We start from the raw sequence: 26,929 nt of genomic DNA, 5'->3' as shown, positions 1-26,929 counted from the left end.
AGGATCGTTATATACCGATAACCGGTACATCGGAAGACGCGGCGGGCGCTCAGACCGTCTTGAGCAACCCGCCGTCGATCACCAGTTCCGAGCCGCTCATGTTGGCCACCTGGCCGGAGGCGAGGAACACCACGAGCGCCGCGACCTCCTCCGGCTCGGCGAACCTGCCGGTCGACAGGCCGACGACCTTCGGAAGCTCGTCGGCCAAGCTCTCCGGCGCGATGCCCGCGCGCTGGGCGAGCACGTCCCCGGGCCCACCCGGCGACGTCCACACATCCGTCCAGACCGGACCAGGAGAGATCGTGTTCACCCGCAGCCCACGGCCGCCGAACTCCTCGGCCAGCGCCTTGCCGAGGTTCGACAGCGCCGCCTTGGCCGCCGACTGGGCGACCAGGCGGGGCTGCGGCATCCGGGCGTTGACCGAACTGATGTTGACGACCGCGCCGCGGCGTTCCAGGAGACTCGGCAACGCCGCACGCGTCGCGCGCACCGCCGACATCAACGTCAGATCGACCGTGTGACGCCAGGCGTCGTCGTCGAGTTCGAGGAATCCACCGGCCGGGGTCGAGGTGCCCGCGACGTTGTTGACGAGGAGGTCGATCCCGCCGAACCGCTCGATCGCGTGCCGTACGAGGTGGCCGGGGCCGTCGCCGGTGGACAGGTCGACCGCCAGCGCGTCCGGGGTCGCGTCCCGCAGGGCGGCGGTGACCGTACGGCTGCCGGCGACGACCGCGAACCCGTCCTCGACCAGGGCGCGCACGATCGCCAGCCCGATCCCGCGGCCTGCTCCGGTCACCACGGCGATGCGCGTCCCGTGCGATGTCGTCACCGCGTCGTCCTCCAACCGGTGCCGCTGTTTCGTGGTCCGAGATGTCATGCCGGTCATGATTCAGGTTGAACTATGGTTCAAGTCAATGAGCGAGCTGTCGATATCCGAACTGCGGGCCCGCACCGGGGTGGCGGCGTCCGCGTTGCGCTTCTACGAGCGCAAGGGCCTGCTCCACCCCGCCAGGCGCGCGGGCGGCAAACGTGTCTACGACGAGGCCGCCGTCGAACAGATCGCCCTCATCGACCTGCTCAAGCAGGCCGGCTTCACGCTGTCGGAGATCGCGGCGCTCGTCGGGCCGAGCGGCCGCTCGGCACCGGACTGGCGTGCCGTGGTGGCGGCGAAACTGCGTGAGCTCGACGATCGCGTTCAGCGGATTCAGCGGGCGCAGCAGGCCCTTCGGCATGCCCTCGACAGTGAGCGCGATCGCCTCGACGACTGTCCGGTGCACCATCGCATCCTCCGGGCACACGCCAGGGCTCTCGCGACGGCCGCGCAGCACGCTCCCCTTTGACGTCGTCTGCCGAGTCAGTCGCCGAACTCGAAACCGTCCGCCTTGGCGGCCGCGACGAGCCGCCGCATGCGGTCGGCGTCTGTCGCGACGGCCGCCATCATTCCGACGGAAGTCGAAACGGGTAGCCCGTCATTGGCCGGATAGGGCCGGATACCCGGCGATCTGACCGAGGGCTTCCGACAGACGTCGGGGTGGGTGGCCGCGTACTTCGGCATCTGCACCGTGACGAGGCTCGCCCGCGAGCCGTAGGGTGCGGCAGGTTCGTCGAGGAAGGTGTTTGTTGTGATCTTGAACCCCGGCCGCCGTTTAACCCAACGATTGTCGATCAAGTCCCTGGCGGTGTTCGGTACCCTGGTGCTCGGCGTATCGCTGAGCACAGCGCAGACCGGCCAGGCCGCCACCATGGCGTTCAACCCTCCCGCACTGCAGCCGATCGACCCGCAGCGCGTGCAGGACCAGCAGGACATGACCTGGCAGGACTACAAGCCGATTCCCGGAGTGAGCTGGGCCACCAACGGCGCGATCCCGACCGATCGCGCGCTGCGGGTGGCGCTCGTGGCTGTGGACTTCCCCAACCAGCCGTTCGTGATCACCCAGCCGAAGAAGTCCGACCCCTTCGGCAACCCGCAGATCGAGCCCATCACCCGGGACAAGGTCCCGCAGTTCTACGCCGACTTCTTCAACAAGCCGAGTCCGGTGAACAACTTCCAGACCATCAACGGGTACTGGATGGAGCAGAGCGGCGGGAAGATCGGTATCCCCGAGATCACCGCCTACGGGCCGTACGAGCTGCCGAAGGACTCCTTCCAGTACGGCCTCAACGACATCGGCCAGGAACAACAGCAGGGCTGCCCCAGCCAGACCACGGTGACCGGGAACCAGTCCGCCGTGACCACCATCGAGGTGAAGTCGACCAAGTTCCTCAAGGTCGGCGACGTCATCACGATCACGGGGGTGTCCCCGTCCGGGCGCAGGGTCGTCACCGGCATCCCGGACAGCACCCACCTCACGCTCGACGGGACGGTCACGGTCACCGACGGCGCCGGCATCAACAACTGTGCCGGAACCCGGCTGGAGACCGACGCCGACGCGCTCTGGCACGCGGACGCGAACTGCACCGGCAACTGCGGCTACGACGTGGTCCTGCGGATCTACGCCGGCTACGACGAGACCTCGGTGTGGCAGGAGTTCGGCGAGATGAAGTTCAACTCGCCGGAGGACGTGCCGCGGGAGGTCTGGGGCAACCCGAACCCGGAACAGCCCACCGCCGTGCGCAGCCGCTATGTCCCCTGGACCTCCTGGCTGGCCGGCTCGCAACTGTGGGGCCAGTCGACCGTCCGGCAGGGTGAGAGCTCGGGCACGATCACGCACGAGCTGAGCCACTTCTTCTTCAGCATCGGTGACAACAACAACAATCCGTACGCGCAGCCGTACCACCGGGCGGGGTCGGGGACGTGGGACATGATGGACCGCGGCTCGTTCAACGGGCCGGGCGGTCCGCACAACCGCTGGCAGGTTCCCGCACAGCAGGGCGCCTCGATGGGCGCCGAGCAGACGCTGCGGAACAAGATCGGAATGGGCTTCGTCCCCTACTCCTCGGTGGCGCGGTTCAACCGTGACGGGCTGGCCAAGTCCGGCCTCGCCGTCGTGGACGTGATCGCCAGGGCCGTGAACACCAGCCCGCTGCCGGTGGGCTCGCGGGCGGGCCTGCAGGTGCTGCTGGACGGCAACGCGCCGGCCGACCGTTCGCCGGCCTGTGACGTCAACACCAACCCGCTGTGCGACGGCGGCGGCCCGGCCGGCGGCTGGAGCAACTACACCCTGGAGACGGTGCAGCGGATCGGGTACGGCTCCTTCCAGCCGGACAACGGCGTGCTGATCGCCAAGAACAAGCCCTACGAGCCCGGACAGCGGGGCAAGGAAGGGTCGACCTGCGGCTACAACTGCTTCACGTGGGTCGTGGACGCGCATCCCGAGGACATCGACCAGCTCGACTACGTGCGGCCTGACGGCACCAAGGTCATGCGCACCATCGGTGACTACCGGCAGCTCAACGACGCGCTCTTCCACGCCGGCACGAACTCCGGCTCGAAGAACGAGTACGTCGACGCCTCGAACGGCCTGCACTTCTACATCCTCGACAAGTACGAGGATGACAAGGGCTTCCTGCACTACGTCCTCGGCGTGCAGAACCCGGCGGGTGCCGGGCCGCAGAAGCGCGGCGTGGCGCTGGAGAAGGGCACGGTGGGCGGCAAGGCCCCCGAACTCGCCACCTACTGCTCCTTCCGGTTGACCAACACCGGCAAGGACGCGGCCACCGACCCGGCGCTGCACCCGCAGGACGAGCGGGCCCAGCTGCGCAACGACGTCTACCGGCTGTCGGCTTCGGCGTCGAGCTCGGGCTGGGCGGCGCAACTGCCCAACAACCTGACCACGGCCGCGTTCGGCAAGTCCGTCGACGTTCCGGTCTTCGTGACCCGTACGCCGGTCAGCGCCGGCTCCACCACGATCCAGCTGACCGCGACCTCCGTGAGCAATCCGGGGAAGGCGGCCACCGCCAGCTGCAAGGTGAAGACGAAGGACACCGACCACTGATGACCAGGTGACCCCTGCGCTCGCCCTGGCCCGGCATTCGCCGGCCAGGGCGAGCGTCGGTCGGCGTGACGCGGTATGCGAAACGGGTGCGGGCAGGAAGCGCCGTCTACCGGGGCTTCTCGCTCATCGGCCCTGCGCGTGCGCATTGCCGCGTCGATGAGCCGGGACTCGATGCGGCTAGATTACCCAGGTGCGAATTGGGATTCTCGGGTCATTCGACGTCCAGGTCAGCGACGGGGTCGCAGTGGAGGTGCCGGGCGCCCGGTTGCGCGCGTTGCTGGCGGCGCTCGCGCTCGAACCCGGTCGGATCGTCCCGCGTGCGAGGCTGGTGGACTGGATCTGGGGGGAGCAGTCGCCCGCGGACGCGGTGAACGCCCTGCAGGTCCTGGTGTCCAGGCTGCGCAAGGTGTTGCCGGAGGGGTCGGTGGAGGCCAAGTCCGGTGGATACCGGCTCGTTGTGGACCCCGAGGCCGTGGATGTGAGCCGGTTCGAGCGTCTCGTCGCTCAGGCGCGTGCCGCCGAGGACCACGTACGGGTGGATCTGCTGCGCTCGGCGTTGGACCTGTGGCGCGGGACCGCCATGGAGGGCATCGAGCTGCAAGGCAGCGAGGCGTTCGACGCCGCGGTCACGGGGCTGGGTGAGCGCTACCTCGCCGTGCTCGGGGATCGGGTGGACGCGGAGGTGCGCCTGGGCCGTGGTGCGGAGTTGGTCTCCGAGCTGACCGAGCTGGTGGGGCGGTATCCGCTGCGGGAGGGGTTCGTCGCGGCGTTGATGCGAGCGCTCGCCGAGGCGGGCCGGGGCGCGGAGGCGTTGACGGTGTATCAGCGGTTGCGTGAGCGGCTGGCCGAGGAGCTGGGCACCGATCCGTCGGCCGAGTTGTCGGCGTTGCACACCGCGTTGTTGCGGGGGGAGCTGGGTGGCCGGGCGGAGAACCGCAGGACGAACCTGCGTGCCGAGCTGAGCAGTTTCGTGGGCAAGGACGACGACGTCGCCGCGGTCGCCGAGCTGGCCGCCGGGCATCGGCTGGTCACTTTGACCGGAGCGGGTGGTTCGGGGAAGACGAGGCTGGCCACGGAGGTCGCGCGGACGATGCTGGGCGAGCTGCCGGACGGGGCGTGGCTGGTCGAGCTGGCCCCGCTGCGGGCGGGCGGTGAGCTGGCGCAGGCCACGCTGACCGCGCTCGGCCTGCGTGACCAGGCACTGGCCGGCGGGGCCCCGGGTGGGGATGCGGTGGACCGGCTGGTCGCGGCGGTCCGGGAGCGCGTGATGTTGCTGGTCCTGGACAACTGCGAGCACGTGATCGAGGCGGTCTCGGTGTTCGCGGACCGGCTGCTGGGAGAGTGCCGGAGGCTGCGGATCGTGGCCACGAGCAGGGAACCGCTCGGCATCACCGGGGAGGTGCTCTGGCCGGTCGAGCCGCTCGCCCTGCCCGCGGAAGGCGCGGATCCGGCGGAGATCGGGTCCTCGCCGGCGGTGCTGCTGCTGCGGGAGCGGGCCGGCGCGGTGCGCAGGAACATCGGCGCGGACGCGCACACTTTGGCCACGATGGCGCGGATCTGCCGGGCGCTCGACGGGGTGCCGCTGGCGATCGAGCTGGCCGCGGCCCGGCTGCGGACGATGTCGGTCGACCAGCTGGCGGACCGGCTCGATGACCGGTTCCGGCTGCTGACGGGTGGCAGCCGTACGGCGCTTGCCCGGCATCGGACGCTGCGGGCCGTGGTGGACTGGAGCTGGGATCTGTTGAGCGAGGCCGAACGTGGCGTGTTGCGGCGGCTGTCGGTGTTCTCGGGTGGGGTGAGCCTGGAGGCGGCCGAGCGGGTGTGCGGGGACCAGGTGGACGTGGGGGACGCGGGGTTCGCCGGGGAGCAGGTGCTCGACCTGCTGACCGCGTTGATGGAGAAGTCGCTGCTGCTGGCCGACGGCGAGGGCACGCCGCGTTACCGGATGCTGGACACGATCAGGGAGTACGCGGCGCAGCGGCTCGCCGAGGCCGGGGAGGTGGAGGCGGCGCGCCGGGCGCATCTGGCCTACTTCACCGAGCTGGCCGAGACCGCCGATCCGCACCTGCGCCGGGCCGAGCAGCTGGAGTGGCTGGCCAGGCTCACGGCCGAGCACGACAACATCGGTACGGCACTACGCGGGGCGATCGCCGAAGGGTGGGCCCAGGAGGCGATGCGCCTGGTCGGGGCCGTGGGCTGGTACTGGTTCCTCAGCGGGCGTAAGGCCGAGGGCACCGAGCTGGGCATCGCGGCGGCCTCGCTGGAAGGTGAGGCGCCCGACGAGGTACGGGCGTTGGCCTACGCCATCGTGGCACTGCTGGTGACCTCCGGGTACGGGGATCAGTATCTGGCGCAGGAGTGGATCCACGAGGCGTACCGGTTCTGTGAGCCGGGTCGGCGTGGCCACCCGGCGCTCGGCTTCGTCGGGCCGCTGGAGGCGATGCTGCGGGGGCCGACGGAGTTCCTGGCCGCCTACGAGCCGCTCATCGCCGACGACGATCCGTGGGTACGCGCGCAGGCCAGGCTCAGCCGTGGCCGGTTGCGGCTCACGCTCGGCGGCGACGAGACCGACGTGGACACGGACACCGAGATCGCCCTCGCCGAGTTCCGCGCGCTGGGTGACCGGTGGGGGATCTCGCTGGCGCTGACCTTCCTGGCCGATCGGCTCGGCACGCGAGGCGAGTTCGCCCAAGCGTGTGAGCACTTCGAGGAGGCCATCGCGGCGGTGACCGAGGTGGGCGCGATCGAGGACGTGGTCGGCTGGCGGGCACGGCAGGCGCAGCTCTACTGGCTGCTCGGCGACGAGCGGTCCAGCACCTCCGCCATGGCCGAAGCGCAGCGGTGCGCGGACCGGATCACCTGGCCGGACGCGCTCGCCGAGCTGGCGCTTTCAAGGGCGCAGCTGGCGTGCTGGCGTGGCGAGCGGGACCGGGCACGCGAACACCTGACCACGATCCGGACGAGGCCCGGCGACACCGAGACGCTCGGGCTTCACGCCCTGGCCCAGGATCTGTACGGCTACCTCGCCGAGGATCTCGACTCGGCCCGCGCGCATCGGACCGAGGCGTTCCACGCCGCGGTACAGGTGGGGGACCGGCCGATGATCGCGCAGGTGCTGACCGGAATCGCGGATCTCGCGCTGCGGCAGGGGCAGGACGAGCAGGCGGCGCGACTGCTCGCGGCGAGCGACGGCGTGCGCGGCACGCCGGACCGCTCGCTGCCGGCCGCCTCCAGGATCAGCGAGGAAACGCGGAATCGCCTCGGCGAAACCGTGTTCGCCGAGGCGACCCGCGACGGCCGCCGCCGGGACTGGCGCGAACTGGCCGAGGTCACGCTCGCCTCGTGAACCCGGGACTGGCGGGGGCCGGCCGAGGTCACGCTCGCTCCCTGAACCTGGGACTGGCGCGAGCCGGCCGAGGTCACGCTCGTCTCGTGAACGTTGGATGAGCCCGCCCGTAGCCGGGCGAGGTGGGCGCGTCCAGCCGGATGTCGGTGTCCTGCGGGATGCCGACCTCCAGCTTGCCGATGGCGGCGTACAGGTCGGCCGTGCCGCTGCCGATCTCGCCCACGCGGACGTGACCGTTGGCGGTGCCGGCGCTGATCGCGGCATGTGCCACCTCGACGGTGATGTCACCCTCGGTCGAGGTCGCCAGCAGGTCGCCGGCGACCTCGCCGATCCAGCTGTCGCCGCCGGCGTTCTCGACCACCGCGCCGCCGTCGATCCGGCGTATCCGGATGTCCCCGTTCCCGCTGACGTCGGCCTGGCCGGTCACGTGGTCCACGATCACCTTGCCGCCGGCGGTCCGTAACCGTACGCCGGTGGCCTGCCCGACCCGGATGTCCCCGATGGCGTTCCTCAGTCGGCAGGAGCCGACCGCGCCCTTGATGAGGTACTCGCCCTCCTCGGTGTCACCCTGCACGTCCGAACCGGTCGGCAACTCCACCAGCACCTTCACCGAGCCGTACTTGGTGGTGAACGCAGTGCGCAGCTTCGGGTGCGCGACCAGCAGCCTTCCGTCGGCGAACTCGATGGTGGCCTGTTCGGCGGCCTCGACGTCCACCTCCCGGGACGGGTCGACCGGGCGGACCTCGACCACGGTGTCGGCGCGGTCGCCGGCGATGAACCAGATGTCCCCGAAGACGATGTCGACCGTCGCCGAGATCGGCTCGGGGGTGTCGAATGTCGGCATGGTGTGACTGCAGCGGTCCGTCACGCGGCGTCGAGGGCTGCGGTGGCCGGGCCTTGGGTGTCGGTGACAGAGATCTTCAGGTTCCGCGACATGGCTTGCCTCCGAGGTCAGCGGGTCGTTGTGTCAGTGCGACCACGATCGCCCGCCGCCCTGTCAGTGGGCAGTCACCGTCCTGTCGCGGCCTCTGACACGTGCTCTTCCTGGCCTGGGCGACATGGCTCAGCCCTGCTGGGCCGACCCGTGCGACACCTCAACCGGCAAGCCGTGTGACCATTCCGGCCGCGGCGGCGTCTGCATGTGACGTGACAATCGGAACCGTTCGGGGGGCGACATCATCGAGGAGCTGTACCGCGAGCACTGGCCGCTCGTGTGCGGGTTCCTCCTGCGCAGGACCCGTGATCCGCATCTCGCCGAGGACCTGGCGCAGGAGACGTTCGTCAAGGCGACCAGGGCACTGCTCGGCTGGCGGGGGGAGAACGCGGCGGCGTGGCTGCTCACGATCGCGCGCAACGTCCTGGTGGATCACGTACGCAGGAGCCGCCGCGAGCTGGTCCTCCCGAACCCCGACGAGCTGGGTGTGCCGCCGCTGCACGTGGAATCGCTGGATGTGCGCGACGCGCTGGAGCGGCTGCCCGAGCAGCAGTGCCGGCTGCTCACGCTGGTCTACTTCGAGGGCTTCTCCATGGTGGAGGTGGCCGCGATGACCGGCAGGTCGCACAACTCGATCAAGACTGCGGTGTGGCGGGCGAGGGCCGCCTTCGCCGACCTCTACGGGAAGAACCAATGAACATGCCTGAGATGCCAGACCTGCCGGACTTCGACCCCAAGCGCACCCGGCGTGCGGTCCGGCGGGGACTGTTCAGAACGGTCGCCATCGTCCTGGCCGTGCTGGCGCTGCTCGCGGTGGCCGCGACCGAGGGCTCGTCCCTGGTGCAGACCCGCGGCGACCGGGAACGCCGCATGCAGGACGTGCTCGGCACCGCCTTCAAGATCTACAACCCGGCCTATACGGTGGCGAGCGAATCCTGCTGCCAGACCAGTCCCGTGTCGATGTCGTTCGAGGTGGCCGTGTATCCCATGGGACCCGTCGGAGCCTGGCCGGTCGGGAGAGAGTCGTACACGATCAGTCAGGACTTCTTCGGCCGCGTGGGACGCCTGCCGCTGGGCCACACCGCCAACACCCGGCTTTCCCAGTCCCTGTTCGACGTCGGCACCAGACTGGCGGCCAAGGCCGACGTGCGTGCGGTGCTCGGCCGGTTGCCCGCCGACCTCAGCACGCTGGCAGTGGTGGAGTTCGAGCAGCCGCTCGGCGAGGCCGGTCTGAAGGCGTTCGTGAAGCAGTACGGCTCCTGCGCCGAACGGGTCGTGTACGAGCGCAGACCCGGCTCCCTCCCGATCACCTGGGGCTTCGGCGACTGGACCAACCCGCTGGACCGCGGCATGAGCGGCGACATGACCGAAGAAACGTGCGGTGGCAGCCTGCCGCAGTTCCGCGACTGGGTCGGCCTGCTGCGTGACCACGACGACGCCAACCTGCGCTCCTTCGACCTGTCTCTGAACCGGCTGCGCAAGGCGGCCGAGGCCGGGCTCGCCTACGGCTATGTGGATCAGCTCAGCTCGGTCCGCGAGCTGCGGGAGCTGCTCAAGGACCCGCGGGTGCGCACGATCCGCCTGGCCGGCGTGACGTTCGACCTGGACCGGCCCAGCCCCTAGATCGGCCTCGGGCGAGGCCGCCGTGGCGTCACTCGCTGATGCCTCCGGCGGGGAGGTCAGGGCTCGTTGGTGGGAGGTTCCGTCCTGGTGTTGGTCGAACCGGCGTCGGGCGACGTCTGGACGGGCAGGCGGAGCACGAACCGCGCGCCGAAGGGGCTGTCCTCGATGGTCAGGGTGCCGCCGTGTGCCTCGGCGATCTGCCGGGCGATCGGCAGGCCGAGCCCGGTGCCGCCGGCGTCCCTGGCGCGGGAGGCCTCCAACCGCGTGAACCGCTGGAAGATGACCTCCCGCTGCTCGTGGGCGACGCCGTCGCCGTCGTCGCACACCTCCAGCACGGCGGTGCCCGCCTCAAGCGCGAGGGTGACGGCGACGGAGGAGGTGGCGTGCCGTTCGGCGTTGTCCAGCAGGTTGTTCAGCAGCCGGGTCAGCTCGGTCCGCGACCCGTCCACGATCACCCCCGGGGTGAGGCGGTGCTGCCGCAGGGTGGTCTTGGCCCGGCGCCGCTCCAGCTCGGCCCGTACCAGGCCGCTCAGGCTGATGACCTCGCGGCGGCTGGTGACGCCCGCGTCCAGCCGGGCGACCTGCAGCAGATCGGTTACCAGGGCCTGCATGCGCTCCACGCTCTCCAGCAGCGCGTCCGCGGCCTGTGGCCACTCGGTCGCCCCCGGGTAGATCAGCGCCTCCTCGATCTGGGCCCGCATGGCGGTCAACGGGCTGCGTAGGTCGTGGGAGGCGTCGGAGGCGAAGCGGAGCTGCTGCTCGATCGCCGACTGGGCCCGATCCAGGGTCCGGTTCGCGGTCTCGGCGAGATCCCGCAGCTCGTCGCGGTACTTGGGCACGGGTACCCGATGGCCGAGGTCGCTGGCGGTGATCTGGGCGAGCTTGCCGCTGATGGCGCTCACCGGCTCCAGGGTCTTGCCCACGATCCGGCGGCTGCCCATGGCACTGACCCCCACCAGCAACAGCCAGCCGAGGGTGATCGGGATCAGCAGCTCGGGGCCGACGTACCACGGGACGTCGGGAACGGCCATGTCGAGCTGATAGACGCCGTCGGAGCGGTGGAAGGGATAGGCGAGGACGATGGCGCACCGGCCGGGGAACTGCGGCGTGTCGCACGAGGTGGTGGTGGCGAACGCGTCGACGTCGGGTCGCATGCTCGTCATCGGCGGCTTGCCCGCCGTGCCGGGGGTGGCGGCGACCATGGTGTCGGCCGGGTTGAACACCTGAATCGCCGTGTCAGGTCCGGCCGTCGCCAGCCGGGCGGGCACGGTGTGCTCGCGGAGCTGCTTGGCCAGGACCACCGCGTAGGCGAGAAGCTGCTGCGTCCGGTACTCGACCTCGGTGTGGCGTACCGATACCGCGACGAACACCGCCACAGCGGTGCACAGCAACGCCATGACCGCGCCGGCCATCACGGCCAGGCGGGTCCGGATCGAACAGTGATGCCACCGGCTCACTCTCTGATCACCCCTCGTGATCAGATGCCCCCGCGAGTTCCCTTTGCCGAAGTCCTTGCCAGCACGGGAAGAATAACGACCAAAAATGGGCAAAATCAGCACGTATCCGGCGGCCGTGGCCGGCGCGGGCCGGTCCAGGTAGAGGCCATTGCGCCCGGCGTCCCCAAGATCTGACCAGCGGCGGCGTCCCTGATTGAGCGCGCGCTCGCGAGCCGCCGCCCTCACATGCCCTTCCGACGCCGATGCATTGAACACTTGCATGGTGGGCAATACGTCTGTATAGACTGTTGGACGTGCGACCAATCACTGAAGCGGATCTGACGACCCGCGCACGCATCCGCGACGCCGCGATGGCGCTGTTCGCCGAGCAAGGGGTCAAGGCCACCACCATCCGGGGGATCGCCGAGGCCGCCAAAGTCTCGCCCGGCCTGGTGCAGCACCACTTCGGCAGCAAGGAAGCGCTGAGACAGGCGTGTGACGAGTACGTCCTCAGCTACCTGCGCGAGCAGGTCCACCTGGGCATCACCGACCACAACCTGGAAAAGCCCGAATTCATCGAAAACGTGCACCGGACCGCGCCGCCCTTGATGAAATACCTCGGCCGCGCGCTCGTGGACGGCTCCCCCGCGGCCGCCGCGATGTTCGACGAACTCGTCAGCGTGACGGAGGAGCATCTCGCCGGCGACGACCACGCCGAGGTGGACCACCGCGCCCGCGCGACCGTGCTGACAGCGATGAAGCTGGGCATCACGGTGCTGCACGAGCACGTCTCCCGCGCGCTGGGCACGGACCTTTACGCCTCGCAGGGCGTGCTGCGCGTCGGCAAGGCGCAGCTCGACCTGATCAGGCCGGAATTCCTCGGCCGCGAGCTGTTCGACCAGGCGCGGACCGGCCTGGAGAAATTCGAGGGACACCAATGAACGCCGCGGTCCACGCCGACGGCCTGGTCAAGACCTTCGGCCAGACCAAGGCCCTGGACGGGCTCGACCTCACCGTCAAGACGGGCGAGGTGCACGGCTTCCTCGGCCCCAACGGCGCGGGCAAGACCACCACGATCCGAATTCTGCTGGGCCAGATGCGCGCCGACGGCGGCCGGATCTCGTTACTCGGCGGCGACCCGTGGCACGAGGCCACCGAACTGCATCGAAGGCTCACCTACGTGCCCGGCGACGTCACCCTGTGGCCCTCGCTCACCGGCGGCGAGGTCATCGACCTGCTGGGCAGGGTACGCGGCGGCCTGGACCCCAGGCGGCGCGCCGAGCTGCTGGAGCGCTTCGAGCTCGACCCGCGCAAGAAGTGCCGCACCTACTCCAAAGGCAACCGTCAGAAGGTGGCGCTGGTGGCCGCCTTCGCCTCCGATGTGGAACTGCTGATTCTCGACGAGCCCACCGCGGGCCTGGACCCGCTCATGGAGGCGGTCTTCAACGAGTGCGTCCTGCGGGAAAAGCGCGACGGCCGCACCGTGCTGCTGTCCAGCCACATCCTGTCGGAGGTGGAGACGCTGTGCGACCGCGTCAGCATCATCCGCGCCGGCCGTACGGTCGAGTCCGGCAGCCTGGCCGACCTGCGCCACCTCACCCGCACGTCGGTGACCGCCGAGCTGATCGGGCCGGCACTCGGCCTGGCCGCCCTGCCCGGCGTGCACGACCTGACCGTCGACGGCGCAAGGCTGCGCTGCCAGGTGGACGGCGACGCGCTCACGGCGGTGCTCGCCGAGCTGGCCAGGGCGGGCGTACGCACCTTGACCACGCAGCCGCCAACGCTGGAGGAGCTGTTCCTGCGCCACTACGAGGGAGCCGCCAGATGACCGGCACCTGGGCCCTGATCAGGCTCATTGTGCGCAGGGACCGCGTGCTGCTGCCGGTGTGGATCGCGATCACCGCGCTGCTGCCGGCCGGCATCGCCTCGGCCACCGCCGACCTGTACGCCGACCAGGCCGCCCGCGACTCCTTCGCGACGGCCTCGGCGAGCAACCCCGCGCAGTTGGCCATGCGCGGCCCGATCTACGACGCGAGCGTCGGCGGCCTGACCGCCTGGACGCTCGGCTCGTCCCTCGCGCTGATCGGCGGGCTGGTCAGCATCCTGCTGGTGATCAGGCACACCCGGGTCGAGGAAGAGACCGGTCGGCGCGAGCTGCTGTCCTCGGGTGTCATCGGCCGCCACGCCCCGCTGGCCGGCGCGCTCGCGGTCGTGCTGGCCGCCAACCTGCTGCTGGGTCTGCTGTCGGTGCCCGCCCTGGTCGCGAATGGCCTGCCCGCGGGGTCGTCGCTGCTGTTCGGGCTGTCCGCCGCCACGGGCGGCTGGGTGTTCGCGGCCGTGGCCGCCGTCACCGCGCAGCTCACCGCCGCCTCCGGCACGGCGCGCGAGCTGGCCATCGGTGTCGGCGGGCTGCTGTTCGCGCTGCGCGCGCTGGCCGACGCCGGCGGCATCGGCTGGCTGGCGTGGTTGTCGCCGTTCGGCTGGGTTCGGCTGACCAAACCCTACGCCGGTGACCAGTGGTGGGTGCTGGGGCTGGTCGCGGTGTTCGTCGCCGTCCTGGCGGCGGCCGCGTTCGCGCTGTCCACGCGGCGTGACGTGGCCGGCGGCCTGGTGCCCGCCCGCCCCGGACCCGCGGCCGGGACGCTCACGGGCCCATTCGGCCTGGCCGCTCGCCTGCACCGGGACACGCTCGCGGGCTTCGCGATCGGGTTCGGCCTGATGGGCGCCCTGCTCGGGGTGGCGGCGCGCGGGCTGGACACGCAGTTGGACACGCCGCAGTTCCGGGAGCTGGCCGCGACCATCGGCGGTGCCGACGCCCGTATCTCGGACGTGTTCTTCACGTTCGTGATGTACGTGCTCAGTCAGCTCGTCGCGGGGGCGGCGCTGGTGTCGGCGCTGGGTGCCCGTGGTGAGGAGGCGGCGGGCCGGGCCGAGCTGCTGCTTTCCACCCCGGTCGGCCGGCTGCGCTGGGCGCTGAGCCACCTGGTGTTCGCCATCGTGAGCCCGGTGCTGCTGCTGGGCGCGCTGGGTGCGGCGGCGGGGCTCGCCTACGACGGCGACGTGGCCCGCGTCACCGTGGCCACGCTGGCCTACCTGCCCGCGGTCTGGACCGTGGTCGGGATCGCGACGCTGATGTTCGGCATGCTGCCACGCTTGGCGGCGGCCCTGAGCTGGACCATGCTCGGACTCTTCCTGGCCGTGGATCTGCTGGCGGAGTTCAAGCTGGCCACGGGGATCATCCTGGACCTTTCGCCGTTCGTGCACGTGCCGGCGCTCTTGCTGGGCGGCGCCTCGTCATCGGCGGCGCTGCTGGGGCTGACCGTGATGGCCGTCGCCCTCGCCACGGTGGGGCTGGCGTTCCTGCGCCGCCGCGACCTGATGCCCTCCGCCTGAAACCGGTACGACAGGCGACGTGAGTCAGGCCGGCTGGGGGAGGGTGAACAGGCGTAGGAAGGTCTCCAGCAGATCGCGGCGGCCGGACAGCTCGACCAGGCCGCACTTGGCCGCCTGGATGAGCTCCTGGTAGGAGGGCAGCTCGTCGGGCCGGAAGGTGATCACGAGATCGGGCTTGCCGGGGGCCGGGCCCACGTCGGCTTCGAGCTTTCCGTCGGTCACAGCGAGGTGCACCACCAGGTCGGGTGCGTGGATCTCCCAGCTCGCGGTCAGTTCGGCCGCGGCTTCGGCGTTGAAGATGGCCCGCAGGTTCATGATCAGCGAATCGGGGGTGACGATCTCGCCCGGCCGCGGCTCGCCCATGTGGACGGCTCCCCAGCGTCCGAGGGCGAAGATGGCCGGTTCGAGCTCGTGGCCGGCGGGGGTCAGCGCGTAGAGGACGCCGCGTTGCGGTGCCGGCGCGATGCGGCGTTCGATGATGCCCGACTGCTCCAGCTCCTTGAGCCGCGTGGAGAGCACGTTGGTGGGAATGCCCGGCAGCCCTTCGAGCAGGTCGGTGTAGCGATGCGGACGCACCGCGAGATCGCGCACGATCAGCAGCGCCCATCGCTCGCCCACGAGCTCCAGCGCTCGGGCCAGGCCGCAATACTGTCCGTAATCACGACGTCTCATGCGCCGACTATAGCAAACTCTCGTCTTCGCTATCTGATCTGCCAACACAAGCTTACTTGTATAAATGAAGTAGATGTGACAACGACCGTCACCGTCCTGTACCCGGCTCTCGCATCCCGCCGGCCGAAGGGCGCGGAGCGGGGACGAAGTACGGGCCGCTGGTGTCGAAGTCGGACCTGTACTCCAGGACGAACTGTTCGACTGACAGCGGGGCACGATGGCCGATCTTCTCGACGTTGTCGTTCGTGCCGGCGAACACGCCGTTCCGGTAATCGACGGCGACGTTGCTCAAGTGCTGGATGCGGTGCGCGGGCATGCCGCGTTCGGCCATGGCCGAGGCGAACTCCTCGACGCTGATCGGCTCGTAGTGCACCGGGATGCCGAGCGTGCCGGACATGGCCCGGGCGATCTCATGGTGGTTCAGCTCGACCGGGCCGTGCAGGGTGTAGACCGCGCGGTCGTGCGGCTTGGGGTCGAGCAGCACCGCGGCGATCACGTGGGCCTGGTCGACCGAGGCGATCGGCGCGTGCCGGCCCTCGCCGAACGGGAGCCGCAGGTACCCCTCGCCGTCCCGCAGTTCCCACCACAACTTCAGCCACTCGGCGAAGAACGTCGGCCGCAGGTGCGTGACGAGCAGGTCGGTCCGGTCGAGCAGGCGCTCGCACAGCCAGTGCTGCCGGGCGGCGTTGCTGCTCGCGTCGCGGCGGGCGGAGATCTGCGACATGTTGACCACGGCCCGCACGCCGGCCTCGGTCGCCGCCTGGGCGAAGTAGGTGGTCGCCTCGATGAGGCCGGGGGAGATCGGGTGGCACAGGTAGGCGCCGGCGACGCCCTCCAGCGCCGCCGTCACGCCGTCCAGGTCGTGAAAGTCCGCGACGACGACCTCGGCGCCGGCCTCGGCCAGCGAACGGGAGCGCTCGTCCACGCGGTGCACCATCGCCCGGACGCGGTGACCGCGTCGCAGCAGCAGGTCGATCGTGCCGCCTCCGGTCTTGCCGGTCGCGGCGGTGACCAGGAACAGCCTGTCGTCGTGGGTCATCTGAGCTCCTGACCTGCATAGTTCACTGACTGAACTGCTTCAGTGACCACGGTAGCACGGGCAGTTCAGTCAGTGAACTGATTGGGGAGTCATGGCCTCGCGGGCCGGTTAGCGGCTCGGTGGTTCCGCCGGGGGCCGGGTGAGCACGAGGGTCGTGGTGCGGTGGAGCCGGAATCCCAGGGACTCGTACAGCCGGACGGCGTTCGTGTTGGACGCCAGCACATGCAGGAACGGCCGCTCGCCGCGCTCCCGGATGCCGGCCGCGACAGCCAGCACCAGCCGGGTCCCCAGCCCCCGTCCGCGCCACCCCGCGTCAGTGCAGACTCCGCTGATCTCCGTCCAGCCCGGGAGGCGCAGTCGTTCGCCGGCCATCGCCACCAGGCGCCCGCTGTGGCGGATGCCCAGGTAGGCGCCCATCTCGATCGTGCGCGGCAGGAACGGCCCCGGCTTGGTGCGTTCGGCCAGGGCGAGCATCTCCGGGACGTCCGCCGAGGTCAGGCGTACGGCCTCCTCGTCCGGCGCGGCGGCGACCCCGTCGTCCACGAGTTGCAGCAGGGCGGCTCGGGTCACGACCTCCCAGCCGTCCGGTGGCTCGACCGTGCGACCGGTCAGCCCGGCCACCCCGCCGGGACCGGCGAGTGCCGCGACGTCCGCCCAGTCGGCGTCGTCGGGGGAGTCCGGCAACGCCATGAACGGTGACACGTCCGACGGGTAGCGCAGGACGTTCCCACGTCGCAGCGCGAAGTGGGCGTGCGGCCCGGTCAGCGCCGAGTGGACGGAATTGTCCAGCGGATGGGGCCGTCCCGAGTCGAGATTGTCTCGTGTCATGGCTGGTCGCTCGGTCACCAATCGATTTCGGCCGGTAGGAAGGGCTCGCTCTCCGGGGCCTCCTTGCGGGCACGCAGGACTCGAGCGGCGGGGGCGCCGGCCGGTACGCGCAGCGGAGGGTCAGGCCGCTCGATCGTGTCGGCCACCGTGGCGGCCACCTCCTCCGGGGTGACAATCTCGCCACGGAGGACACTGAGCGCCTCGTACAGCGGCGTGTACGGGTCGTTCTCCTTCAGGAACACCTTGGCGCGCTCGCCGCCACCCGAGGAGACCGCGCCTGGCTGCACCACGCTCACCTTGATGCCGAAGCGACGGGTCTCGATGGCGAGCGTCTCCGCGAGCGCCTCCAGTGCCCACTTGCTGGCGCCGTAGGGGCCGATCATCGGCAGCACCATCCGCCCCTGGATGCTGGAGACGAAGACGAGGCGGCCCGCCCCCCTCTCACGCATCGCCGGAAGCACGCCCTGCGCCACCCGCAGCGCACCCACGGTGTTGAGCTGGAAGAGCCGTTCGACCTCCGAGAGCGGGACGCTCTCCAAAGGCGCGCGTACCGTCTCGCCGGCATTGCTGACCACCACGTCGATGTCGCCGGCTTCCCGGATGGCCTGGTCGACGCTTTCCTGAACGGTGACGTCAAGGCGAAGGCGCTGGTCGACAGGCAGGTCGGCCAGCGTTTCCGGGCGCCGGGCGGTGGCGATCACCCGGTGGCCCCGGGCTGACAGCTCGATGGCGATGGCTCGGCCGATGCCTTTGGAGGCTCCGGTGATGAGCACGGACGACATGATGGATCTTCCCCCTTGGTGACCTTGCGGCGAACGCCGGTCAGGAATGACCGATTCGCACGAGGAGCTTGCCGGTGTTCGTGCCGTCGAAGAGCATGCCCAGCGCCTCCGGGGCGGCGGTCAGCCCCTCGACCACGTGCTCCCGGCTGCGCAGCTCGCCGTTGCGCAGCCGGGGCAGGAGATCGGCCTCGATCTCGTCGAAGCGAGCCTGGTGGTCCAGATAGATGAAGCCCTCCATCCGGACCCTCTTGAACAGCAGGTGGAACCAGTTGTGCAGAGGAGCGGGGCCGTGTCCGCCCTCGTACCGGGAGATGGCGCCGCACAGGACGACCCGGGCGTTGGGCGCCACGTGCGGGAGAAGCGCATCGAGCATCGCCCCGCCGACGTTGTCGAAGACGACGTCGATTCCGTCGGGGCACAACCAGGAGCAGGCCGCTGACACGTTCTCCTGGCGGTAGTCGACGCACTCGTCGGCGCCGATCTCCCGCACCCATGCGCACTTGGCCGGCGTCCCGGCGACGCCGATCACCCGCGCGCCGGCGGCGACCGCCAACTGGACGGCGATGGAGCCGACGCTGCCGGCCGCCGCGGTGACGACGACCGTGTCACCCTCGCGCGGCCGCCCGATGTCGTGCAACCCGAGCCAGGCGGTCTGGCCGGCGATGCCCAGGACGTTCAGGGAGGCGTTCAGCGGCACGCCTTCGGGTACGCGCCGCAGGGTCGCGCCGTGCACCACGGCATCCTCCTGCCAGCCCAGCAATCCGCAGACCCGGTCCCCGGCCGCGTAGTCGGGGTGCTCCGACGCGCTCACCGTGCCGGCGCCGAGGGCTCGCATGGTCTCGCCCAGCGGTGACGGGGGCAGGGAGCCGGGGGTGCCGTTCATCCAGCTCCGGGTGGCGGGGTCGAGCGACATCCACTCGACCTTCACCAGGACCTGTCCCGCTTGCGGCGACGGTACGGGTACGTCCTCCTCGTAACGCAGGACGCCTTCCTCCAGCGGCCCGGTGGATGTGGCGGGGCGCTGCGCGAGCACGTACCGGCGGGTCCGCTGACCCTTGGGGCCGGTCATGGCTCGGCGGGGCCGTCGCCGACGAGGGTTCCTCTCATGAGCCACGTCGGGCCTTCGGCGTAGGCGCCGGCCTCGGCGAAGAACGCGCTGAAGTAGGGGCCGGCGGCGTGCGTGTTGAACGCCTCGACGTCCGTGTAGACCTCGTTCAGGTAGAGGAGGTCCGGGTTCTCCTCGTCCGCGATGACCTCGAACCGGTGGGAGCCGGGCTCGTTCGCGAGGGAGTCACGCGCGGTCCTCCTGGCCGCGCGGACGAAATCGTCGCGATGCTCCGGCCTGACGGTGAAGGAGACAAGGAACTGGTACACGAGGCCGCCTCTCACGCTCGACATGTCTGGTTCAGTGACTGAACTACTGCTGGTGGAGACCGTAGCACGTAGTAGTTCGCTGAGTGAACCGGGAGGGTAGAATCGCAGCATGACACTCCCCAGCACCTACGCGGACCGCAACTGCTCACTCGCGCGGACGTTGGAGGTCGTCGGAGAGCGGTGGACGCTCCTGATCATCCGCGACGCGTTCTTCGGAGTGCGCCGGTTCGGGGACTTCGTCGCGCAGCTCAAGATCCCCCGCGCCGTCCTGACCAGCCGGCTGAAGTCCCTGGTGCAGGAGGGCGTGCTCGTACGTGAGGATGACGCGAGCGGAGGTGTCGAATACCGACTGACCGCCAAGGGCGAGGCACTGTGGCCGGTCCTGCGTGCCCTGATGAGCTGGGGTGACACGTTCTACTCTCCGGCCGGGGCCAAGCGCGCCTTCCGTCACGACGAGGACGGAGGGCTGCTCGACCACGAGGGACGCTGCCAGGATTGCGGTTCGACGGTCCCGGTCCCGCAGATCCGGCTCGAACCCGGACCCGGATTCGAGCCGGAAGGCCCCGAGGGAGATGCCGTCTCCAGCGCGATCAACACGCCACGGCGACTCCTCCAACCGATCACGGCGCCGCGCCCGATTCCGGCCGGCCGTGGCGAGCTGAGCTGAGCCCGCACCGGGCGCCGCGGGCTGTCCGATCGGTGTGTTTTCGCAGGCGGTGGCGGGTGGCGGGGCCCGCGTCGCCCCGTCGCTACGGGGGTCGAAGCGAGCCCGCCGAAGTTCCGTCAGGTGTCGGGTGATCGGCATCGGCGCGCCGGATACGGTCGGCTGACCAGACGGAGAATCGACCCGGTCACGATGTGCACCGCGGGTGGCAGTGCTGCGCCCTTTTCGATGCCGTCGGACCAGGTGCTCCGTCAGTCGCGCGCTGACATGGGGTGAAATTCGATGACGCGAGGAAGGCCGCGCCTGCGGATCTCCACGCTGCTGGTCGTCCCGGCTCTGGTGGCGCTGACCGCCGCCGCGGGGACCGCCGGGCCGGCCACCGCCGACCCACTTCCAGGGCCGGTCTTCGTTGACGGGCAGGCCCAGATAGTGCCCGAGTTCGCCGATCCCAGCACCTGGATCCGGGAGCGGTTATGGGTCGAGACCGAGTTCGACTCCGACGGCGACGGCCGTCGTGACCGCATGCACGTGGACGTCACCAGGCCGGGGCCGACCGCCGGCGGGCTGAAGGTGCCGGTGGTCTACGAGAGCAGCCCGTACTACGCCGGAACGGCCTCGACCCAGCGGCAGTACTTCTGGAACGTCAACACCGAGGTCGGCCAGGAGCCTCCGCCCAGGACCTCGCCGCCGCCGATCGCGCACAGGCCGGACCGCACCGCCGTGTCCACCAGCGAGGTCAGCACCTGGGTGCCGCGCGGTTTCGCGGTGGTGCACTCGGACTCGCCCGGCACCGGACTGTCCGAGGGTTGCCCGACGGTGGGCGGGGCCAACGAGTCGCTGGCACCGAAGGCGGTCGTCGACTGGCTGAACGGCCGGGCGAAGGGCTACACCAGCGTCGAGGGCGGTGAGCGGGTCTCGGCGACCGACTGGTCCACCGGCAAGGTCGGGATGACCGGTACGTCGTACAACGGGACGCTTCCGCTCGCGGCGGCGACGACCGGGGTCAGGGGGCTGGAGGCGATCATCCCGATCGCGCCGAACACCTCCTACTACCACTACTACCGCTCGAACGGGCTGGTCAGGAACCCGGGCGGCTGGCCGGGCGAGGACATCGACTACCTCTTCGACTACATCAGCAGTGGCTATCCGGACCGCCGGGAATACTGCGCCCAGCACGTCCGGGTCGATGTGATGAACCGTTTCCAGGACCGGACGACCGGCGACTACAACGACTTCTGGGAGGGGCGGGACCTCCTCAACGCGGTGCGCGGGGTCCGGGCGGCCACGCTGATGGCGCACGCGTTCAACGACTGGAACGTGGTGCCGGAGCACAGCGTCCGGATCATCGACGCGCTGAAGAAGCAGGGCACACCGGTGCAGTCCTACTTCCACCAGGGCGGGCACGGCGGTGCGCCGCCGCTGGACATGCGTAACCGGTGGTTCACCCGCTACCTCTACGGAGTACGCAACGGCGTCGAGCAGGACGCTCGGGCCTGGATCGTACGCAACGAGTCGGGACAGAACCAGCTCACGCCGTACGCCGACTATCCGAACCCGGCGGCGTCGCCGGTCACCCTGACGTTGCAGAGTGGCGGGAACACCACCGGCGGGCTGACCTCGCTGGCCCGGGCGGACAGCGGCACCGAGCAACTCGTGGACGCCGGCAACCTGGCCTGCGGCGCGGGCACCCTGGCCACCCAGGTGTCGGAGCACCGGCTGCTCTACGTCACTCCGGAGCTCAGCGCGCCGGTGCACATCTCCGGCACCGCGCAGGTCCGGATCCGGCTGGCCGCGAGCAAGCCGGCGGCGAACCTGTCGCTCGCGCTGGTCCGGTTGCCGTGGACCAGCGGCGCGGACTGCGAGTCCAGCACCCGCGGCTCGACGACCAGCATCATCACCCGGGGCTGGGCCGACCCGCAGAACACCCGTTCGCTGCGGCACAGCGAGCCGCTCAAGCCCGGCAAGTTCGTCGAGCTGACCGTGCCGTTGCAGCCGGACGACCAGGTCATTCCCGCCGGGTCCCGGATCGGGCTGATGGTCTTCTCGACCGACCATGAGTTCACCCTGCATCCCGCGCCGGGCACCGTACTCACCGTGGACCTGGCCAGGACGTCGGTCGAGCTGCCCGTCGTCGGCGGGCCGCTCGCGATGCCGGTCTGCGCCGAGCCGGACACCCGGCCGACGGTGGTGGTCGGCGGGGTCGACAGCGGGGTGCCGAACCGGGCGCTGACCGGCACCTGCACGGTCAACGACCACATCCTCGACACGGAGGAGTGGCCGAACCACGGCCAGTTCGTCCGGCACGTGACCGAGGTCGCCGACCGGCTCGTCACGGCGGACGTGATCAGCGCCCGCGACCGGTCCGCCCTCGTCCGCGCCGCCGCCCGGTCGGAGGTCGGCAAGTGAAGCCCGTGACCATCCGTCGCCGGATCGGGAGGCCGGACCTGCGGAGACTCGGCTCGCTGCTCGGGGCGCTGCTCCTGGCAGCCGGCGTCGCCACCGTGCCGGCGACGACGGCGCTGGCCTCGACAGAGCAGGCAGCTGCCTCGACAGGGGCGGCGGTCGCCGCCGGCGGGCCGGCGCGGGGGTGTGCGTTGCCCGGCGTGGGCGGCGTGCCGGCCGACGACCACCGGAAGGGATGGTGGGGCGACGAGGGCCGCGAGACCGACTGGGAGCGGTTCGTGCGACCGGCGGGGAAGGTCCGGGCGGTCATGTTGTTCGTGGACTTCCCGAACGCCCGCGCCGAGGACAACGCGGCGCCGTACGACACCACGGCGGCCTATCAGGACTTCCTGGCGCCGGCCGCCGACTGGTTCCGGACCTCCTCGTCCGGAAAGCTCGACCTGCGGATCGACGCGGCGCCGAAGTGGTACCGCATGCCGCTGGCGGACAGCGAGTACGGGATCGCGCGGACCATGCCGTTGCGGACCCAGACGCGCTACATCCGCCAGGCCGTCGAACTCGCGGACGCGGACGTCGACTTCTCCGACTACGACCTGGTCTACGTCGTGCCGTCGCGCAACGCGGTCAACATCGCGCTGTCGCCCGCGTACGTCAACCTGAGCGACGACCGCATCACCGCCGACGGTACGTGGGTGAACCACGGCGTGTCATTCGGGCGTGACATGTGGAGCTGGGGCTTCAAGATCATGGTCCACGAGACCGGCCACACGTTCGGCCTCCCGGATCTGTATTTCGAGCCCGGCGAGACCCACGCCGCCGTCCGGGGCTGGGACCTGATGGGCAACATCGGCGGGCGGCAACCGGACTTCCTGGCCTGGCACAAGCTGAAGCTCGGCTGGCTGCGCGACGGCCAGATCGACTGCGTGACGAAGCCCGGCACGACCCGGCACCGCATCCGGCCGGTGGAGCGCGCCGGCGGGGGCAAGGCGGTGGTCGTACGCACCGGCGAGACGAGCGCGTACGTGATCGAGAGCCGCCGGGCGATCGGTCATGACACCGAGGCGTGCAGCTCGGGGGTCCTGGTCTACTCCATCGACTCGACGTCGCGCTCCGGACAGGCGCCGGTCCGGATCATCGACGGGTCCCCGGGATCCACCCCGACCGCCGCCTGCCACGACCTCGACCTCGCGACCCTGGAGACCGGCGCCGTCCCGGCACTGACCCTGCCGGACGGGACGACCGTCGAGGTCATCCGCCAGTCCGACAAGTCCGACACCGTCGTCGTGACCAAGCGGCAGTAGTGCCCGCTCATCGGAAGGAGGGATCTTGAGGAAACCATCGACAGCTCTGGCGGCCGTGCTCGGCACGATCGCGGCGGTCGTCCTCGCGGCAGCCCCGGCCGGCACCGCGGCAGCGGCCGGCACGGACCCGGCGGCGGCGACGCGGGGCGGACCCGAGCCCGCCCGCGCCTGCGAGATCAGGAAGCCGCCCGAGGGGTGGCCGGACGGGACCAGCGCGGGTTTCGACACGAACCTGCACAGCGGGATCGACAGCGACTGGGATCTGCACGTCAAGCCGGCGGGCAAGGTTCCCGCGATCATGCTCTTCGTGGACTTCCCGAACGCGACCGCCGAGACCAACACGGCCCCGTACGACGGCGTCGACGCCTACCACGACTTCCTGACGCCGGCCGTCGACTGGTTCGAACGTTCGTCGTACGGCCGGTTCGAACTGCGGATCACGCCCGTGCGGAAGTGGTTCCACCTGCCCAAGCCGGACATCGAGTACGGCATGGCGCGGAACACCTTCACCGTCGAGAACCAGCTCGCGTACGTCCGCGAGGTGGTGGAGCTGGCCGACGCCGAGGTCGACTTCTCGGGATACCAGCTGCTCTACATCGTGCCGTCGAGGAACGCGCGCAACGTCGCCTTCTCCCCGGAGTTCAACGACTACACGCGGGCGATCGTCGCGGACGGCACGGTGCTGAAGAACGGGGCGACCTTCGGCCAGGACATGTGGAGCTGGGGATACAAGATCCTCAACCACGAGACCGGCCACGCGCTCTCGCTGCCCGAGTCCTACAACGCGTCGGGAGTCGGCGGTACGCACAGCTACGTCGGCGGCTGGGACATGATGGGCAACATCTCCGGCCGGGCTCCGGAGCTGATGGCCTGGAACAAGTGGAAACTGGGCTGGCTACGTCCGCCGCAGGTCGGTTGCGTCACCCGCGGCGGCGTGACCGAGCACAAGCTGACCCCGATCGAGGTGGGCGGCCCACCAGGGAAGTCGCCGAAGATGGTCGTCGTGCGCACCGGCACCTACACGGCCTGGGTGGCGGAGCTGCGACAGAGCCTGGTCAACGACGAATCCACGATCTGTGACCCCGGCGTGCTCGTCTATCGAGTCGACGCCTCCATCCCGAACGGCGACGGCTCGATCAAGGTCCACGACGCGAAGCCGAACTCGGGACGGCAGGGGCCGTGCACCGAGCTCGACATCGGGACGCTCGGCCTCGGGACGGGGGAGACCCCGGTGTTCAGCGACCCGGCGACGGGCGTGACCATCGAGGTCGTGCAGGAGTCCGCGGGGAGCGCCGTGGTCCGGGTGACCAAGGCGTAGGCGCGGCACCGGGTACGCGACGGCGACCCCGTCGCGTACCCGGCACCCGGCGGGCGGATGATCGCGTCCGGTGGGGTAGTGGGCGGGCATGCGATATCACGTACTGGCGTGCGACTACGACGAGACCCTGGCCAAGGGCGGCATTGTCGCCCCCGAGACGATCGAGGCGCTGGAGCGGCTGTCCCGGGCGGGGATCAAGCTGCTGCTGGTCACCGGCCGCGAGCTGGACGACCTGATGGCCGTCTTCCCCCAGGTGGAGGTGTTCGACGCGGTCGTGGCCGAGAACGGAGGCCTGCTGTACGACCCCGGCCGGCGCGAGACCGAACCGCTGGCGGAGCCGCCGCCGCCCGAGCTGGCGGAGCGGCTGCGCCGCGAAGGTGTCAGCCCGCTGGGCGTCGGCCGGGTGCTGATCGCCACCAGGGAACCGCACGACGTGCAGGTGCTGGAGGCGATTCGCGAGCTCGGCCTGGAACTGCAGGTGATCTACAACAAGGGCGCGGTGATGGTGCTGCCCGCGGGCGTGAACAAGGCCTCCGGCCTCGCCGCCGCCCTCGACCGGCTGAACCTGTCCCCGCACAGCGTGGTCGGGGTCGGCGACGCGGAGAACGACCACGCGTTCCTGACCGCCGCCGAGTGCGGAGCCGCCGTCGCCAATGCGCTGCCCGCGCTGCGGGAGGCCAGTGACCTGCGGCTGGCGGGCGAGAACGGGGCCGGCGTGTCGGAGCTGGCCGAGATGCTCATGTCCGGCGAACTGGACGCCATCGAGGTGCCGCGCCGCGCCGTCCTGCTCGGCCATCGGGGTGACGACGAGGTACGGCTGCCGCCGTACGGGGTGGGGCTGATGGTGGCGGGCCCGTCGGGCAGCGGCAAGTCGACGGTGACCACGGCACTGCTGGAACGGCTCGCCGGCACCGGTTACCAATGCGTGGTCGTCGATCCGGAGGGCGACTACGCCGAGTTCCCCGACGTCACCGTGCTCGGCGACCCGGACCGGGTGCCGGGGGTCGAGGAGGTGCTGCGCGTGCTGCGCCAGCCCGGGCAGAGCGTGGTGGTCAACCTGATCGGCCTGCAACTGCGTGACCGGCCGGGATATTTCGCCGAGCTGCTGCCCCGGCTGGCCAGCCTGCGTGCCGCGCTCGGGCACCCGCACTGGCTGGTCGTGGACGAGGTGCACCACCTGATGCCCGCCGAGTTGCGTACCGTACCGCTGCGCGAGGCGGGCGACGTCGGCTCGCTGCTGATGATCACCGTGCATCCCGACGCGGTCAGCCCGGCCGCGCTGCACCTGATGACCCACACGCTGGCCGTCGGCAAGGAGCCGGAGGCCACGCTGGCCGCCTTCGCCCGGGCGGCCGGGCACGACGCGCCCCGGCTGGAGCCCACGGAGGGTGACCTGGCGCTCTGGCGGACCGGGACCGCCACGGCCCACCGGGTCACGCCGGCGCCGCCCACCGTCGAGCGTACGCGGCACCGGCGCAAATACGCGGCCGGCACCATGTCCAAGGACAAGAGCTTCTACTTCACCGGCCCCGACGACCGGATGCGGCTACGGGCCCGCAACCTGCACACCTTCGTCGAGCTGGCCGAAGGCGTGGACGACGGCACCTGGACCCACCACCTGCGCCGGGGCGACTACTCGGCCTGGATCCGCGACGTCCTGGGCGACGCGGAGCTGGCCGATCGCATCGGGGAGGTGGAGGAGAACCCCGAGGGCCCCGAGGACGGCAGGCGGCGCGTGGCCGACCTCATCGCCGAGCGGTACACCCTGCCCGCCGAGCCGACCGACTTCGACCCCGACCACGACTGACCACCGTCAGGCCCTTTCACGGATTTTCCCGGACGATCATCACATTTGTCCGGCCTGTTTCGTCTTGGTAGCGA

General features: G+C 70.4%; 23 protein-coding genes. 13 read left to right on the top strand and 10 right to left on the bottom strand.

What is annotated here, in order from left to right; all coding sequences use genetic code 11:
- Nucleotides 1–49 precede the first annotated feature (49 nt).
- Nucleotides 50–877 carry an SDR family NAD(P)-dependent oxidoreductase gene (locus tag BLS95_RS15680; protein ID WP_176993209.1) on the bottom strand — a complete coding sequence of 276 codons (828 nt, stop codon included), beginning with the start codon at nt 875–877 and terminating at the stop codon, nt 50–52.
- Nucleotides 878–914: 37 nt separating this feature from the next.
- Here BLS95_RS15680 and BLS95_RS15675 point away from each other — a divergent pair, with 37 nt between their 5' ends.
- Nucleotides 915–1,340: a MerR family transcriptional regulator gene (locus BLS95_RS15675; RefSeq protein WP_176993208.1), complete on the top strand. Its 426-nt coding sequence runs from the start codon at nt 915–917 to the stop codon at nt 1,338–1,340.
- 14 nt (nt 1,341–1,354) lie between these two features.
- Here BLS95_RS15675 and BLS95_RS54135 read toward each other — a convergent pair whose 3' ends face one another.
- Nucleotides 1,355–1,669 carry a hypothetical protein gene (locus tag BLS95_RS54135; protein ID WP_143043718.1) on the bottom strand — a complete coding sequence of 105 codons (315 nt, stop codon included), beginning with the start codon at nt 1,667–1,669 and terminating at the stop codon, nt 1,355–1,357.
- Here BLS95_RS54135 and BLS95_RS15670 point away from each other — a divergent pair.
- Together BLS95_RS15670 and BLS95_RS15665 are read left to right on the top strand one after the other, a co-directional pair.
- Nucleotides 1,659–3,935, top strand: a complete 2,277-nt coding sequence (locus BLS95_RS15670; protein ID WP_090931710.1) for a hypothetical protein — start codon at nt 1,659–1,661, stop codon at nt 3,933–3,935. The genes BLS95_RS54135 and BLS95_RS15670 overlap by 11 nt on opposite strands.
- A 190-nt stretch (nt 3,936–4,125) precedes the next feature.
- On the top strand, nt 4,126–7,281 hold the full coding sequence (locus BLS95_RS15665) for an AfsR/SARP family transcriptional regulator (protein ID WP_090931708.1): 3,156 nt from the start codon (nt 4,126–4,128) through the stop codon (nt 7,279–7,281).
- 73 nt (nt 7,282–7,354) lie between these two features.
- On the opposite strand, the gene BLS95_RS15660 is transcribed toward BLS95_RS15665, so the two are convergent.
- Nucleotides 7,355–8,125, bottom strand: coding sequence for a DUF4097 family beta strand repeat-containing protein (locus BLS95_RS15660; RefSeq protein WP_090931706.1), 771 nt, complete (start codon nt 8,123–8,125; stop codon nt 7,355–7,357).
- A gap of 331 nt (nt 8,126–8,456) precedes the next feature.
- On the opposite strand from BLS95_RS15660, the gene BLS95_RS15655 reads away from it, so the two are divergent.
- Entirely contained in the window at nt 8,457–8,912 is a 456-nt protein-coding gene (locus BLS95_RS15655; RefSeq protein ID WP_090931705.1) for a sigma-70 family RNA polymerase sigma factor, read from the top strand.
- Between the two features lie 2 nt (nt 8,913–8,914).
- Nucleotides 8,915–9,838, top strand: coding sequence for a hypothetical protein (locus BLS95_RS15650; RefSeq protein ID WP_143043717.1), 924 nt, complete (start codon nt 8,915–8,917; stop codon nt 9,836–9,838).
- A gap of 56 nt (nt 9,839–9,894) precedes the next feature.
- Here BLS95_RS15650 and BLS95_RS15645 read toward each other — a convergent pair whose 3' ends face one another.
- Nucleotides 9,895–11,295, bottom strand: coding sequence for a HAMP domain-containing sensor histidine kinase (locus tag BLS95_RS15645; protein WP_176993206.1), 1,401 nt, complete (start codon nt 11,293–11,295; stop codon nt 9,895–9,897).
- A gap of 293 nt (nt 11,296–11,588) precedes the next feature.
- Here BLS95_RS15645 and BLS95_RS15640 point away from each other — a divergent pair, with 293 nt between their 5' ends.
- Genes BLS95_RS15640 through BLS95_RS15630 form a run of 3 tightly spaced genes read left to right on the top strand, consistent with a single transcriptional unit; the run spans nt 11,589 to nt 14,667 of the window.
- Nucleotides 11,589–12,215, top strand: a complete 627-nt coding sequence (locus BLS95_RS15640) for a TetR/AcrR family transcriptional regulator (protein ID WP_143043715.1) — start codon at nt 11,589–11,591, stop codon at nt 12,213–12,215.
- Complete coding sequence (locus tag BLS95_RS15635) at nt 12,212–13,102, top strand: ABC transporter ATP-binding protein (RefSeq protein ID WP_090931699.1); 891 nt, start codon at nt 12,212–12,214, stop codon at nt 13,100–13,102. The genes BLS95_RS15640 and BLS95_RS15635 overlap by 4 nt, the downstream gene beginning before the upstream one ends.
- On the top strand, nt 13,099–14,667 hold the full coding sequence (locus BLS95_RS15630; protein ID WP_090931698.1) for an ABC transporter permease: 1,569 nt from the start codon (nt 13,099–13,101) through the stop codon (nt 14,665–14,667). The genes BLS95_RS15635 and BLS95_RS15630 overlap by 4 nt, the downstream gene beginning before the upstream one ends.
- A 24-nt stretch (nt 14,668–14,691) precedes the next feature.
- Here the strand turns inward: BLS95_RS15630 and BLS95_RS15625 are convergent, their stop codons facing one another.
- From BLS95_RS15625 to BLS95_RS15600, 6 genes are all read right to left on the bottom strand, one after another.
- Nucleotides 14,692–15,339, bottom strand: a complete 648-nt coding sequence (locus tag BLS95_RS15625) for a winged helix-turn-helix transcriptional regulator (protein ID WP_090931697.1) — start codon at nt 15,337–15,339, stop codon at nt 14,692–14,694.
- 88 nt (nt 15,340–15,427) lie between these two features.
- The gene (locus BLS95_RS15620) at nt 15,428–16,378 is read right to left on the bottom strand and encodes an NmrA family NAD(P)-binding protein (protein WP_090931696.1); all 951 of its coding nucleotides are present in this window, start codon (nt 16,376–16,378) and stop codon (nt 15,428–15,430) included.
- Between the two features lie 108 nt (nt 16,379–16,486).
- Nucleotides 16,487–17,206, bottom strand: a complete 720-nt coding sequence (locus BLS95_RS15615; RefSeq protein ID WP_090931695.1) for a GNAT family N-acetyltransferase — start codon at nt 17,204–17,206, stop codon at nt 16,487–16,489.
- A 14-nt stretch (nt 17,207–17,220) separates the two neighbouring features.
- Nucleotides 17,221–17,979 carry an SDR family oxidoreductase gene (locus BLS95_RS15610; RefSeq protein WP_218135782.1) on the bottom strand — a complete coding sequence of 253 codons (759 nt, stop codon included), beginning with the start codon at nt 17,977–17,979 and terminating at the stop codon, nt 17,221–17,223.
- A gap of 49 nt (nt 17,980–18,028) precedes the next feature.
- Nucleotides 18,029–19,057 carry an NADP-dependent oxidoreductase gene (locus BLS95_RS15605; RefSeq protein ID WP_090931693.1) on the bottom strand — a complete coding sequence of 343 codons (1,029 nt, stop codon included), beginning with the start codon at nt 19,055–19,057 and terminating at the stop codon, nt 18,029–18,031.
- A complete protein-coding gene (locus BLS95_RS15600; RefSeq protein WP_245765066.1) occupies nt 19,054–19,362 on the bottom strand; it encodes a putative quinol monooxygenase in 309 nt (102 codons plus the stop codon). Before BLS95_RS15600 ends, BLS95_RS15605 begins: the two co-directional genes overlap by 4 nt.
- Nucleotides 19,363–19,471: 109 nt before the next feature.
- Between BLS95_RS15600 and BLS95_RS15595 the strand changes: the two genes are divergently transcribed.
- From BLS95_RS15595 to BLS95_RS15575, 5 genes are all read left to right on the top strand, one after another.
- A complete protein-coding gene (locus BLS95_RS15595) occupies nt 19,472–20,029 on the top strand; it encodes a winged helix-turn-helix transcriptional regulator (RefSeq protein WP_090931691.1) in 558 nt (185 codons plus the stop codon).
- Between the two features lie 279 nt (nt 20,030–20,308).
- Nucleotides 20,309–22,432 (top strand): Xaa-Pro dipeptidyl-peptidase, encoded by a 2,124-nt coding sequence (locus BLS95_RS15590; protein ID WP_090931690.1) that lies wholly within the window; start codon nt 20,309–20,311, stop codon nt 22,430–22,432.
- 5 nt (nt 22,433–22,437) lie between these two features.
- Entirely contained in the window at nt 22,438–23,730 is a 1,293-nt protein-coding gene (locus tag BLS95_RS15585; RefSeq protein WP_143043714.1) for a M6 family metalloprotease domain-containing protein, read from the top strand.
- A 25-nt stretch (nt 23,731–23,755) separates the two neighbouring features.
- Complete coding sequence (locus BLS95_RS15580) at nt 23,756–25,048, top strand: metallopeptidase domain-containing protein (RefSeq protein WP_143043713.1); 1,293 nt, start codon at nt 23,756–23,758, stop codon at nt 25,046–25,048.
- Between the two features lie 88 nt (nt 25,049–25,136).
- Complete coding sequence (locus BLS95_RS15575; RefSeq protein WP_090931687.1) at nt 25,137–26,855, top strand: HAD-IIB family hydrolase; 1,719 nt, start codon at nt 25,137–25,139, stop codon at nt 26,853–26,855.
- The last annotated feature ends 74 nt before the right edge of the window (nt 26,856–26,929 follow it).

This window comes from Nonomuraea jiangxiensis (assembly GCF_900099965.1).
GTDB lineage: Bacteria > Actinomycetota > Actinomycetes > Streptosporangiales > Streptosporangiaceae > Nonomuraea > Nonomuraea jiangxiensis.
Note: the sequence above shows the minus strand (reverse complement) of the source record. Positions and strands in the feature narration are given on the sequence as shown.